The sequence below is a fragment of the Bdellovibrionales bacterium genome (assembly GCA_018266295.1).
Classification (GTDB): domain Bacteria; phylum Bdellovibrionota; class Bdellovibrionia; order Bdellovibrionales; family Bdellovibrionaceae; genus JACMRP01.
In genome coordinates this window covers 144,660-156,991 of record JAFEAQ010000006.1, presented here as the reverse complement: position 1 = coordinate 156,991, position 12,332 = coordinate 144,660, and the positions used below count along the sequence as shown (strand labels likewise).

The window sequence follows — 12,332 nt, the reverse complement described above, 5'->3', positions numbered from 1 at the left end:
GGAGGTCTCCTTTGAAAGCTGTGCCTGACTCTAGTTACTTGACTCTATAAGAGAAAACGCCCTTTAATCAAGTCATGTTGCCAGAGATACAACAAGTCGAAAAAATCATCCGTGAATTAGGGCCCTTAGTGCGATGGGAAATTTTGACCCATAGTGAAAAAGGGGAGTTGCGCCTTCCGATTCACAAACTGAGTTTTGGCAGCGAGGATCCTGCGGCACCCGTTGTTGGTCTCGTTGGCGGCATCCATGGTTTGGAGCGCATTGGCTCGCAAGTGTGCATCTCGCTTTTGCACTCGTTCTCGGAGCTTATCCTCTGGGATCAAAGCCTGCGCCATTCTCTGAAGAATCTGCGCATTTTCTTTATTCCCGTAGTGAACCCGATCGGGATTTCCCATCGCACTCGGAGCAATCCGAACGGCGTGGATCTGATGCGAAATGCGCCGGTTGAGGCGGATGCTCCACCACGACTTTTGGGTGGGCACAGGTATTCGTCACGATTGCCATGGTATCGGGGAGTCGAGGGCGCACCGATGGAGCCCGAAGCAGTAGCCCTCGTCGAGTCTGTGAAGCGCGAAGCTTTTCAGTCCAAACTTGCGATCACTATCGATTTCCACTCTGGCTTTGGTTTGCAGGATCAGATCTGGTTTCCGTACGCAAAAAGCAAGAAGCCTTACCCAGGTATTGGCGTTGCTCACGCGTTCAAAGAACTCTTCGACCGAACGTACCCAAACCACTTCTATCGTATAGAACCCCAGGCTTTGAACTATACGACCCACGGAGATTTGTGGGACTACCTCTACGACCAATACACAGAAAAAGGCCCGAAAGAGGGAGTCTACTTGCCTTTGTGTTTAGAGATGGGATCCTGGATGTGGGTGAAGAAAAATCCACTGCAACTCTTTAATCTGCAAGGCTATTTTAACCCGACGAAGTCGCATCGAATGAAGCGCACTCTCCGTCGACATAATACCTTTTTCGACTTCACCCTCAGAGCCGCACTCTCGCCCCAATCGTGGGCCTATCTCTCCGAGGAGCAGCGCCTGAAACACGAGTCCCTAGCGAACGACCTTTGGTATGCTTGAAAAATATGCAGGGACTGTGATGTTTTTTTTCACCGTGTCATACAAGAACCAATTGAGGGCTTCCGAACCCCTTAAGCGGTCGTTTACGGTTAAGAGGCGTTGACTGAATGGCTGAAATCCGATTTTCTTGCTCTCCTGTGACGATGCTGAAAAAGGCATCCCTTGAGGGGACCCAAAACCGAGCTCTTTTAGTGCTGACAGTATACCTGTTAGCTCTGATTTCTTTTGCTAAAGCCTCTGCGGCCGACAGCATTGTCCCCCTTCCCAAGCTGACCTCTGAAGTCCTTTTGAATGACAAACCAAACCACCGCGTTTACGGCCAGCTCCGCCTAGAGGGCATGAAGTACTTTACCGAGCTTCCGGATGCGCCGAATTTGACGTACAGCCAATTCCTCTCGGGGCAATTGAGCTACGTCGGTGAAACTGCGTGGCTTGAGAACGCAGCCGACTTTTCTGCCGGGACGTTCTTCTCGATGAACCAGTCGCACATTGTGGTGCATGAGCTGTACACTTCTCCGCGCACCGACGGCTACCGCTTCTACGTGGGCCGTAAGAAAAACACCTGGAGTGAAGCTGACCACGAATGGAACCTCGGCGTGTGGCAGCCGTACTTCGAGCTCGATGCTCTTCGTCCTGAGGAGCAGGGTCTGACAGGCGTGTTCTTCGACGTGAACCGCGAGAACTGGCAAGTGATGATCCTCGCAACGCCGATCTTTATTCCAAGTGTTGCCGCTGACGTGCGTGAAGAAAACGGCGGCCTTGTGGCGGACAGCCGCTGGTACCATGCGCCCAGCCGTGAAGCGGAATTGTTCAACAACAAACCGACTCCGATCATTTACCAATTGAGCATTCCTGAGACGGCAAAGCTCGCGGGACATGGTGGAACAGCGATGTTTACCCGCTTCGGGAACAAAGAAAAAGGTTTCTGGGTGGCGAGCAGTGCCGGTTACACGCCGGTGAATCAGTTGCTGTTAAAGCGGAATGTGAAATACCAAATGACCGACGACACGGGCGGCGTGATCGTGTCACCGGATGTGACTTATCACTCGGTGTTCTCCGCGGACATGGGTTACACGGTTGGAAACACGCGCGTCGTGGCTTCTTACATTCAGGACAACCCGCAAACGGTGATGCCTGAAACAGACTGGGCCATTCAGCAACTCAGCGGCATCCGCGCGTACTCCGCCGGCGTTGAGTGGACGATTCCGAAATTCTTCTCGCGCTCCATTCTCATGCAGCTTTCTTACCTACGCGTTGACGGGGGTAACATCCAGGATATTGGCAGTGATGGTAAACCGGATGATATCAACCTCTATGATCAGCGTTTGAAATTCACCAACGCGGCAAAGATCAAAGTTCAAGGGGAGCTAGCACGCTTCTACCGCCGCCCACTGGTCACGAAATTCAGCTATCTCTATGACAAAGATCAAAAAGGTTCCATGGTGAACACTGAGTTCTTGTTCTATCCAACGCAGGAGTGGGCTCTTGTGATGGGGGCGGACTTCCTCGGCACCGACGATGAGACCTTTAAGCCTTCAGGCTTCTTGAATCAGTACCGTGCAAACGACCGTGTCTACGGGGGTATGACGTATGTTTTCTAAAAAACACCTATGCTGGCTTTTGAGCTTCGTTCTTGTAACGACTTCGTGTGCTCCAAAGGTCGGCGAGGCTCCACCAGAGACCCAGCAGCAAAAACTCGGCGGCACCCAGTGCTTGTCCGGTCTTCAACCGGTGATCGAATCCTTCGTAGCGGGCACCGCTTCGGACGCCAATGTCTCGGCAGCTTGGGATTGTGCCTCGAATGCGATCGTAAAGTTTAAAAAGTACGTCTACGGCCGTAGTGCCGACCGCTTTGAAGCCACCGAGCTTGCGGACTTTTTACGGACCAATTTCCTCGAGGCCAACGCTCCGGCGATCACTCCAGAGCTTCGTAACGAAGCCATGAGAATCAAGCAGCTCTTCTTGGGCGGCAGCATTGATTACATCACACGGACAGAGCTTGATAAAATCATCGACATGCTCGGCGATCTTAAGAGCATCACTTTGCACTTAAACCCGTACATGAAATTGATCGCGCAGAAGTGGTCTGTGACCAGCTCTGCCAATGTTCAAGACGATATTCGCTACTTTGAAAAAGCCAGCGATGAGATCCAAAGTGCCGCGCGTGCTTTGGCGAACATGATCAAAGAAAACAATCAGTCTTACGAATTGGATCACTTTGTTATTTTCTTGCGTGAGTTCTCGAACTTCGCAGGTCAAGACTGGCCGGTGGCGAATCAAATCGAGCGCGGTATGCCGGTCATCAAAAAGGTGAAGAAAGCGATCTCTGGCGGCGATCCAAATTCGATCGGTCCGACAGAGTGGAAGAGCTTCGTCCTGCTCGGTGCTCGCGGTTACTTGCAGTATCTTCGTTATTACTACTTCATCAAATCTGCCTCTGAAACGGGTTCTGGCATCCGTTTGGGATATCTGGCTCGTTCTCTGGAAGACCTCTTAGGCGCTTTCCAGGATTTGCTGGATCAAAAACCGGTGGATGCTTCCTGTGGGGCTGCGAAGGTGTCTTGCATCTCAAAACAAGAGATCACGGACATCTTGATGACGTTTGCCGATGTCTGGAGTGACTTCCAGGTTTCTGAAAAACTCATCAGCGAAGCCATGAAAATCAAAAAAGTGATCTTCGGTGGAACTGACACCAACATCACAAGCCGCGACTTCGAACGCGGCAAAAACAAAGTAGCCAGCTTAAAAACCGTGGTTGAAAAGACGTTGCCCTATTACCAAGTCTACAGCACCGAATGGGACCGCTCGAACTTTGACTACAATACGGCTCAGAACTTCTTTAAGGAAGCGGCCAATAACCTGCAAAACAGCGCGGGCGATTTGGGGGCTTTGTTTGAAGACTCTTACAGTATCGATAACCTTGTCAGCTTGCTGACCGAGGTCGATCGCCTGTATCCAAGCGATGATCCTAAAAAGCATCCAGCACTCGATGTCCAGAAGTACATTCCGCTGGTGAAAGACATCAAGAATATCGTGTTCTCTGAGAACGATACGCTGATTAAGAAAGCTCAGTGGAGTGACTTCCTGAAGTTCTCTGCGCGTTTCTATAATTCGTACTTGTTTCACAACTACTTCGTGAAGCCCGAGCAGTACGGAAGCCCGCGCTTCTTAGACGCCTTCAAAAAGCTGTCAGATCAAGTTCTGACAGTGACTAAAGACGTTGTGCTGAAGAAAAAGAACCAGATCATTACAGCCGCCGAAGTGAACCTCATCGCGGCAAGACTCGTAGAACTCGATCTGATTCCGAAAGAGATCACGCCACAGTCTATCGATCAGATCGTGAAAGTGGTTTTGAATCGCATCCTGTGGCCGGCAGAGCTTCGTTTGAAAGGCTCTGTGCCGAACGGTATTACGCCGACAAGTATCGACAACGTTCGTGCCGAGCTTCAGATTTGGTACGAGACCGAAGCTTATTTATACTCGCTGACGGCGACGCCGATGAAGCCTACGGACTTGCAAGCTCAAGTGAGCAAAAAATTAAAAGACCCAAAGATCACGACTTACCTGAAAACAGGTTTGACGGAGATCTCAATGATGATCGCCGGCGATGTGGCTCAGCCGGTGGATAAAGACGGGCACTTGATCATCACGAATACTCTGAAGCTGACTTACAATAACCAGAGTGTCGCGCGTTTGAATCTGAACCGCATTCTGGGGCGCGTTCTTATTCGTGCGGCAACCACGAATGCCGGCCGTTTGCAACGCTATGAAGGCGTTGAGCAGCCAGAGGCGCAGGCGTTGTTTGATCAAGTCAAGCCAGCCGTCGTGGCGATGGGTCTTCTTGAAGAGAAAAACACCACGTTCATTGAGTCTCGCTTCCGCGAGGCGAATATTTTTACAGCTCACAGCAACGGGGATACATACGTCAATTTCCCCGAGGCAACAGACATCGTCGGGATGATTTTGTCTGGTATTGCAGTTAATAATTTGTTCCGCAAGGATGTTGAAGATACGTGCCTTTCTCCGGCGGGGAGAGCCGGCGAAGAGATCTTCGTCGCTGAGAAATGTATTCGCAGGGTCTACATTCAGCAGACGGCGACCTACCTGACAGCGACGCCGGAGTATGTGAAGTTCTTTAAGAAGCTCAGCCCGGACGATATGGATGATTTCTTGATGAATATTTTGAAAGCCGCTGGTCATGTGCCGAACGCTCAGAACACGGTGAAGTTGACGGATGCTGACCTTGCTCCTCACGTGATTCAGTACGTGGAAATGACGATGTCGAAGTACGACGCCGATCATGATGGCGTGATTAATTTGGCTGAGGCGAAGAATGCCTTCCCATCTTTTAAGGGCATCTTGAAAGAGCTCACGAAGGATCAGAAGTTGATCAAAGAAAAAGACCTCTTGGCATTGTTCACCTACATCTTGCACTACGGTCAGCCGCCGGGCGGGGTGAAGGACTTCTTGCTGAAATGGCTCCCATGGAAGAGTGATCAAAGCAAGTGGACGGTGGCCGCCGATCGTCAGGATCTTGCCGGTATTTTGGGTTACATCGCCGACCAAGTGGCGAAGGCCAAAGTGCAGAACAAGAACGCCAAAGCTTCTTTGATCACCGATGAAGAAGCAGGCTCAATCCGCCGCGACCCAGGCTTCCGCGAAGAACCGTAGTTAGGTGCCAGGCCCTGTTTCTGTAAACGGGGCGGCAGAATGAAAAAAAAGGAGACTCAAGGTCTCCTTTTTTTATGTCTTCATTTGTCAGCTAAAGCTTAGAAGCGGTTCTTCCACATCATCGACTCAACAGGGATTGCCTGCTTGTCGTTGTATTTTGCAGAGGGCTTGGAGTTGTAAGGATTGATGATGTCACCTTTGATCTCGAAATAAATCAACTGACCAATCGGCATTCCTGCGTAGACACGCACGGGTTTCTTAACTGAAATTTCGAGTGTCCAGAAGTTGCAGAAGCCAACATCGCCTTTACCGGCGGTGGCGTGGATGTCGATGCCAAGACGGCCGACACTGGATTTACCCTCCAAGAACGGAACGTGCTTGTGGGTTTCTGTGTATTCCTGAGTGACCCCTAAGTAGAAGTTTTCAGGAGTCAGGACAAAGCCTTCCTCAGGAATTTCAAAGAGTTCTATTTTGTTATGCTTCTTCGCGTCCAGCACGCTGTCTACATAGACACCGAGAGTTTTACCCAGGTGAACATCGTAAGAGTTCGTGCCTAGGCATTCACGAACATAAGGCTCAACTTTAATGAGCCCTGCGTTCATGCTCTCCAGAATCTGCTGGTCGGTCAGAATCATGGATTACTTAGTCTCTCTGTGAACAGTGTGACGTTGCAAATTTGGGTTGTACTTTTTCTTTTCCATACGACCTGGAGTTTTTTGTTTGTTCTTAGTCGTAGTGTAGCGAGAAACAGGCTTACCTTCAGCGCGAGCTTCAGTGCACTCAAGAGTAACGATGATTCTTCCAGACTTTTTTGCCATGATACTTCTCCGTAAATTAGTCACGCCCTTCAGGCGTCACTGTCTCAAATCGTGGGGCAGTGCGGCATGTTAAGATCGCAATACCCTTTCAAAGGGGCCCAAGGTAACAAAAGACCTTGTAAGATTCAACAGCCAAAATGATTATTTGCAGGTAAAAGTCCAACGAAGGAGACACCGGTGAACGCATTCATGCTTTTTGGAGTCCTTGTTATGAGCTTTCTGACGGTCCGAGCCCAGGAAATTCCTCTCCGAGACGGCAGCCAGCCGCAAACCTTCGTCAACCTCCAGCAGATAGCGTCCCAAGTTCGCCCAGGAACTATCATTGTTATGGGTGAAAATCACGGCTTTAAGACCGCCCAGCAGGGGCAAATTGAGCTGATGCAGGCTTTACGCATGCAGGGGCTGAAGGTTTCAACTGGCCTTGAGTTCTTCTATTATCCAGATCAGGACCTGGTGGACTCCTACCGTGCGGGGAGCCTTTCTGAAGCCGATTTTTTGCAAAAAATCCAATGGGGGAGCCCAGCCTACGACTTTTACCGCGATCAAGCTCTCTTTCCTCGTTATGAGATCGGCGAGCGCACCCTGGCACTCAATGCTCCTCGTTCGTTGACCGGCAGAATCTCCAAAGTGGGGATTGCAGGGCTGACTCCCGATGAGCTGCAACTCTTGCCACCGAATTTCCAGGTGGGGCGAGCGTCTTATAAGGAGCGCTTCCTTGCGATGATGCCTCATTTGCCGAGCCCGGAGGCCGGCGAGCGCTATTTTGAAGCGCAAAGCACTTGGGATGATACGATGGCGTGGAAAGCGGCGGAGTTTATTAAAGCTCATCCGGATCAAGTACTCGTCATTACGGTCGGTGATTTTCATGCAATGTACGGCGGCGGTTTGCCGGATCGTATTGCCTCTCGGACACAACAGAAACCTCTGGTGTTTTCTTATGTGAATGTTCGTGGGATGACGGCGGATGAAATAGAACAAGAGCTCGACCCATCCACAGTTTATGGTCCAAGAGCTGATTATATCTGGGTTACGGAAGAATAGCCTCCAACCAAGGTCGAGACGCTAAAGACCTGCTTGTGTAGCCCCGGGAAACTTTCTTACACTAAAAGAGTAATAAAGTTAGGAGCTTGCTATGTTCCCATTAGATACAAGAATCTTGGTCATAGATGACATGCCTTCGATCCGTGATTTGGTGAAGAACCAACTCAAGGGCATGGGCTTCAAAAACATTCAGGAAGCAAGCGATGGCGAAGAAGCACTTCGTATGCTGATTCAGCTGAATACGCCGAATAACAGCATTCAGTTGGTCATCTCTGACTGGAATATGCCTAACATGAAGGGTATCGATTTGCTGAAGCACGTTCGTGCACAAGCAGAGTGGGCGAATTTGCCCTTCGTGCTTTTGACGTCAGAAGCAGAGCGCGATCAGGTGACAGAGGCGGTGCTTGCCGGTGCCTCTCAGTACATCGTGAAGCCATTCTCTGCGAAGATCTTCGAAGATAAATTGAAGACGGCTTTCCAGAAGCACAATAAAGGTTAGTTTTGTTTTATTAAAAATAACTCTGAAAAAAGCCGCTGTCTAAGCGGCTTTTTTTGTTGGAGCCTTCGTCATGTAAGGCACTTCAACGATGAGTGTATTGCCTTTGCCGAGTTCGGATTCGACCCACACTCTACCTCCCAATGCGGTGGCTTCGTATTTGATCGCATCCATGCCGACGCCGCGGCCGGAAGTCTCGGTGACTTGTTCTTTGGTTGAGAACTGAGAGTCAAAGATATGCTGAATGACTTCTTGGTCGGATTCTTTATCCGTATTGATACCTTTACTTGCAAGCTTTGCGCGAATCTTGGCAGGATCCACACCACCACCATCATCACTGAGCGAAATTCGGAGCGTTGGAGTCGGGAGATCTTGGCGCGAGAACGCAACTATAATCTCGCCGCCTTCGGATTTGCCGAGCTTGTGGCGGACATCCGGAAGCTCAATGCCGTGGTCGACGGAGTTTCTAAACGCATGTACAAAAGTGGCAAACAGAGGTCCATAGATCTCGGGTACGACCGGAATCATGGCATTTTTAAACTCGATGTTGCGGATCATTTTGTTTTCTTTTTCGGCTACGCGGAAAGAGACTTCCTTGTAAGGCTCAAAGAAATTCTTAATCGGTTCAAAGAGCAGGTGAGCCAAAGCATTTTCTGCAATAGCTTTTGCCTGTGGAATTGTTTGCAGCTTATCCAGGAGCGTGTTGAGGTCGGTCACCGAAATTTCCAGGAGCCGTTCGCTTGAAAGAATGGATGCGCCAAGGATTTCCTTGGTCTCACTCAAGAAAGCGCCAAACTGCAATTCAACGGCTTGGCATTGGCTTTTGAGTTTATCGGCGTTTTCCTGGGTTTGTGATTCATTGTAGTTCGTCAAACGAGTCTCGGCATTGTGGCAGGCTTCAGCCACCGTATGCACTGAGAAGAGAGCTGCGCCGCCTTTGAGCGTGTGCAAAGAACGGAAGATCGCCTCGGGATCCCATTGAGGTTGCGGCTTGTTGATGGTGTTCTTAAGTTCCGTCAGCATCAATTGAGATTCACGGATAAAGCGGCCCATTTCGTTTTTGCTGCGGATCATGTTGATAATTAATTTCGCATGATGCTTTTCGTTTTCAGCCTGTTTGCGCGCCTCAACGAGAGAAGTAATATCTGAAGCCACAACCACGACGCCGTCAATTTGGTTCTCGGCATTGCGAAGCGGGAAGTACTCAAGCGAAATATTGCGGCCTTTGCTGTGCGGGAACTCCGCAGGGCCGAGGGGTGCCAGGTCTTCAAACGGCAGAAGCTCAGAGAAGCATGTCATCATCCACTTTTTGAAGCCGTCGACTTTGGCTTCGCCGAGTTTCAAAACATCCCAGATCATGCGACCAGCAGGTTGTGATTCCACCGTGTGCTCGCAGGCCTTCGAAGACACTTCTAAGCACAGACCATTTTTATCAAAGACGAAGAAGCCTTGGCTCAAGCTATCCAGCAACGCTTTCATCAAGCGGTTCAAGCTTGAAATCTGTTGCGTGCGTTCTTCGACCATTTTTTCGAGGTTTTTAGAGTATTGTTCAAGCTCGGCACGGGCTTTTTGCAAATCGAGGATCACATCTTCTTTTTGTTCAAGCTCGGCGCGGTATTTTTTCTGCAGGCGTTCTTCCAACGTCACGTCACGAACGAAGATGATCCAATGCTGGTCGCCTTGTTCGTTTTGAATTGGCTGAATAGTGACTTGCACTTTGCCTTTTTGGCCGCCTGGAGTTTCGAAGTTCACTTCTTTATAAGGTGTCGGGTCTTTGACATTCGTCAGATTGTCGAGACCGTCGATCACGTCGCTGAAAGTAAAAAGATCTTTGAACGGAATTCCGCGGCTGATTTTACGCACCGACATTTCGCAAATGATCGCAGCAGGCTCGTTGCAATAGACGACTTTACCCTCAGCGCTGAGGATGAATGTCGGTTCCAGCAGTGTATCAAATAACGGGTAGTGTGCCTTCATTAGAACCCGTCATTTCTTTGATGGATAAACATAAACTGCCTTGCGGACCAATCACTGTTGAGGCTCTCGTCTTGGTGAACCGCTCGGACGCGCCAATAAATCGCGCCATAAGGAATTTTCTCTTTCACCAGGAAGCGCGTTGAAGTCATCTCTTTAGAAATAACGACATTTGAGAAGTCCGCTTTTGTCGAGACTTCAAGAATATATTTCGTCGCATCCGGGACGGAACTCCACTCAAGCCAAATGAAAGGCTCCATGTCTTTTTGCAAGAAGATGGTGGTCTTATCGTAAGGCTCAATCAGGTCCGGTCCTTTGAGTGTGTGCTTAAAGACGTAGTCGACGGTTTGAACGTTTGAGAAGTCGCTCATGTCTTGGCTGGATTCGTTCATCGCTTTAACGCGAACGAAGTATTTGCCGGGTTCAGGCATGCTGATTGCGCCCTCGGTGGCAGGGACTTCGATCTGCGTCGGATTTGCGAACTCTTCAGACTTATCAATTTGAACGAGGTAAGTCTTGGCTTCTGGAATCGGTGACCAGGTCGCACGGGATTCTTTTGCAGGAGCTGTTGCGCGAACATCGTCATTCTTCACGAGGACAGACGGGATGGCGTTCAGCATCGGCGCATCGCCATAGACTTCGAGTGTACCGGTTTCACTGGCGTCACTGGATTGGCCAAGCGCAGTCTTTGTAAAGACGCGGAAATAGTATTTGCCTGGCTTATACTGAGTCCAAGCGACTTTTGTGTTGGGCGTTTCAGAAGCGGCGGCTCCGACAAATTTTGCGTTCTTTGCGATTTCCCAGCGATAATTTTTTGCGACATCAACACTTGTCCAAGCCACTTGTGGCGAGGTCGCCGCTGAAGGAGCACGGCCCTCGGCGAGTTTCGGCACCTGGAAACGAATGCGTTTTTCCACCAAGCGAGGAGCTGGCGGTTTTTCTTCATTTGCGACTTCGAAATTAAACGCATGAGTCTTCGACCATGGAGACGGGCGATTGTCCTTATCGATACCGCGGACGCGAGTATAGTAAGTGCCCTGAAACAGAGTCGGAGTCTCAACTGTTTTTTCTGCCAAAGTCTTTTCCGCGATGTTCTCAGTGAACTCAGCGGTTTTACTGAGCTGCCATTGATAGCGAAGGGGACGTTCATCCGCTGTCCAGACGACTTGAGTGCTGGCTTGCAGTCCTTCGCCTTTATCAAGGGCTTTGTTTTTCAAAGTCACTTTATCCTCAGGCGAAGTGATCGTCGGAGGTAACATATAACTGAGATAGAATTTTTGAACGGCCGAGGACGCAATGACTTTGCGGCGATCGTCGAGGCCTTTGACTCGCCAGAAGTAGTTGCCTTCTTTTAATGAGTCTTTAACTGCGAACTTCTGTTCAGTCGTTGTTCTGAGTGCCAGAACCTTTTTAAAGTCTTCAGTCTTTGCGATTTCGATTTGGTATTGATCCAAAGGACCTTTACCTTCCCAGGCAAATGGCAACGGCTGCTTATCTGCCGCGCGATACATGAGAGAGTCGTCTTTTGTCAGCAGAGTGATCTTGGCGTCGACTTGATTTTTCTCGGCACCTTTTTTAGAGATTTGCAGAGACTCGTTAGATTTCAAGTTCTGCTTGCCGGCCTTGCCGGAGATCTCTGCATTTCCGGAAAGGACTTTGACATCCAAGTTACCGGATTGTGAACGATTGATTTCGAACTTCGCGTCTTTACCTTCGATCGTGTACTCATCGTCGCCGGTTTTAACGTGAATTGTAGAGTTCCCGTTACCAACGAATTGACCAAAGCGCAGATCCAGCTGCATTTGACCGTTCTTTAGATTCAAATTCACCAGAGAGTTTTCTTGGATTTGGATGAGTGAGCCGTCGTTCAATTGAATTGCAGCTTGAGAACCATCCCCAGTGAAGATGCTGTCACGATTATAAATTTGATCTTTCTTATTTCCCGGAAGCCAAATGAAGTTGCCGCTATTTTTGCGGCGAACATCATTCGCGGACGTAGAGATAACACCGATCGCAGGTTCATTGTTGGTGTCAGGCGGGAAGAGGAGTGAATCGTCGTACAACAAATACGATAGCAATAAGAGGATCACAGCGGACCCGCTTAAAATCATTCTATCTGTTGTTGAAAACCTGTTAAATACACTCATCCACTAGTCATGTCGGCTACTTGCGCGAAAATATTTACGGACTTTTGACTAAGATCTAAAACCTAGACCTACACAGGGTGGTTTTGGTGGGGCATACTCATAT

General features: G+C 49.5%; 9 protein-coding genes. 5 read left to right on the top strand and 4 right to left on the bottom strand.

Translation table 11 applies throughout. The annotated features are described in order from the left end of the window. Positions 1 to 74 precede the first annotated feature (74 nt). The 3 genes from JSU04_04935 to JSU04_04925 all read left to right on the top strand — a co-directional run bounded on the left by JSU04_04935 (position 75) and on the right by JSU04_04925 (position 5,753). On the top strand, positions 75 to 1,082 hold the full coding sequence (locus tag JSU04_04935) for a DUF2817 domain-containing protein (GenBank protein ID MBS1969625.1): 1,008 nt from the start codon (positions 75 to 77) through the stop codon (positions 1,080 to 1,082). Between the two features lie 107 nt (positions 1,083 to 1,189). Continuing rightward, positions 1,190 to 2,683 (top strand): transposase, encoded by a 1,494-nt coding sequence (locus tag JSU04_04930; protein MBS1969624.1) that lies wholly within the window; start codon positions 1,190 to 1,192, stop codon positions 2,681 to 2,683. Further along, the gene (locus tag JSU04_04925) at positions 2,673 to 5,753 is read left to right on the top strand and encodes a hypothetical protein (GenBank protein MBS1969623.1); all 3,081 of its coding nucleotides are present in this window, start codon (positions 2,673 to 2,675) and stop codon (positions 5,751 to 5,753) included. The genes JSU04_04930 and JSU04_04925 overlap by 11 nt, the downstream gene beginning before the upstream one ends. Positions 5,754 to 5,851: 98 nt before the next feature. Here JSU04_04925 and JSU04_04920 read toward each other — a convergent pair whose 3' ends face one another. Next, entirely contained in the window at positions 5,852 to 6,388 is a 537-nt protein-coding gene (locus JSU04_04920) for a dCTP deaminase (protein ID MBS1969622.1), read from the bottom strand. 3 nt (positions 6,389 to 6,391) lie between these two features. Then, positions 6,392 to 6,571: a 50S ribosomal protein L33 gene (gene rpmG / locus JSU04_04915; protein MBS1969621.1), complete on the bottom strand. Its 180-nt coding sequence runs from the start codon at positions 6,569 to 6,571 to the stop codon at positions 6,392 to 6,394. 189 nt (positions 6,572 to 6,760) lie between these two features. Between rpmG and JSU04_04910 the strand changes: the two genes are divergently transcribed. Together JSU04_04910 and JSU04_04905 are read left to right on the top strand one after the other, a co-directional pair. Then, positions 6,761 to 7,612 carry a ChaN family lipoprotein gene (locus tag JSU04_04910; protein ID MBS1969620.1) on the top strand — a complete coding sequence of 284 codons (852 nt, stop codon included), beginning with the start codon at positions 6,761 to 6,763 and terminating at the stop codon, positions 7,610 to 7,612. A 91-nt stretch (positions 7,613 to 7,703) separates the two neighbouring features. After that, a complete protein-coding gene (locus JSU04_04905) occupies positions 7,704 to 8,111 on the top strand; it encodes a response regulator (GenBank protein ID MBS1969619.1) in 408 nt (135 codons plus the stop codon). Between the two features lie 39 nt (positions 8,112 to 8,150). Here the strand turns inward: JSU04_04905 and JSU04_04900 are convergent, their stop codons facing one another. Both JSU04_04900 and JSU04_04895 read right to left on the bottom strand, forming a co-directional pair. Beyond that, complete coding sequence (locus JSU04_04900) at positions 8,151 to 10,085, bottom strand: Hpt domain-containing protein (protein ID MBS1969618.1); 1,935 nt, start codon at positions 10,083 to 10,085, stop codon at positions 8,151 to 8,153. Then, positions 10,085 to 12,172 (bottom strand): FecR domain-containing protein, encoded by a 2,088-nt coding sequence (locus JSU04_04895; GenBank protein ID MBS1969617.1) that lies wholly within the window; start codon positions 12,170 to 12,172, stop codon positions 10,085 to 10,087. Before JSU04_04895 ends, JSU04_04900 begins: the two co-directional genes overlap by 1 nt. Between the last annotated feature and the right edge of the window lie 160 nt (positions 12,173 to 12,332).

Excerpts from the sequence above, each read along its gene's own strand:
- JSU04_04905 (MBS1969619.1), top strand. The coding sequence starts at position 7,704 with ATGTTCCCATTAGATACAAGAATCTTGGTCATAGATGACATGCCTTCG.
- JSU04_04900 (MBS1969618.1), bottom strand. The coding sequence starts at position 10,085 with ATGAAGGCACACTACCCGTTATTTGATACACTGCTGGAACCGACATTC.
- JSU04_04920 (MBS1969622.1), bottom strand. The coding sequence starts at position 6,388 with ATGATTCTGACCGACCAGCAGATTCTGGAGAGCATGAACGCAGGGCTC.
- rpmG (MBS1969621.1), bottom strand. The coding sequence starts at position 6,571 with ATGGCAAAAAAGTCTGGAAGAATCATCGTTACTCTTGAGTGCACTGAA.
- JSU04_04925 (MBS1969623.1), top strand. The coding sequence starts at position 2,673 with ATGTTTTCTAAAAAACACCTATGCTGGCTTTTGAGCTTCGTTCTTGTA.
- JSU04_04930 (MBS1969624.1), top strand. The coding sequence starts at position 1,190 with ATGGCTGAAATCCGATTTTCTTGCTCTCCTGTGACGATGCTGAAAAAG.
- JSU04_04910 (MBS1969620.1), top strand. The coding sequence starts at position 6,761 with ATGCTTTTTGGAGTCCTTGTTATGAGCTTTCTGACGGTCCGAGCCCAG.
- JSU04_04935 (MBS1969625.1), top strand. The coding sequence starts at position 75 with ATGTTGCCAGAGATACAACAAGTCGAAAAAATCATCCGTGAATTAGGG.